Raw genomic sequence first — 374 nt, 5'->3', positions numbered from 1 at the left:
ATTTTTATAGGGGCTTTAACAGTACCATTATCGGGTTTGTTCTTCTTTTATGAATCAAATGCGTTTAAAAATATTAGCATTTTTGAAGTTATTATCATGTTCTTTATTGGCGGCGTATTTTCATTACTAAGTACGATGGTATTATATAGATTTGTCGTTTTTAGTGATCAATTCGAAAGGTTTGGTTCGTTAACATTTTTCGATGCATTTTTAGTAGGATTAGTTGAAGAAACTGGAAAAGCACTCATTATTGTTTATTTCGTCAATAAATTGAAAACAAATAAGATTTTGAATGGATTATTAATCGGTGCTGCTATTGGTGCAGGGTTCGCAGTTTTTGAATCAGCAGGTTATATTTTGAATTTCGCTTTAGG

1 protein-coding gene is annotated in these 374 nt (G+C 30.7%); it reads left to right on the top strand.

Going from position 1 to position 374, the window contains the following annotated elements; translation table 11 throughout:
- On the top strand, nucleotides 1-374 hold a 374-nt coding region (locus GUI70_RS25410; RefSeq protein WP_161884530.1), incomplete at both ends, for a PrsW family glutamic-type intramembrane protease.

The organism is Deinococcus alpinitundrae, assembly GCF_009982895.1.
Taxonomy (GTDB): Bacteria; Deinococcota; Deinococci; order Deinococcales; family Deinococcaceae; genus Deinococcus; species Deinococcus alpinitundrae.
The sequence above is the reverse complement of the archived record's forward strand: the minus strand, read 5'-3'. Positions and strand labels throughout refer to the sequence as shown.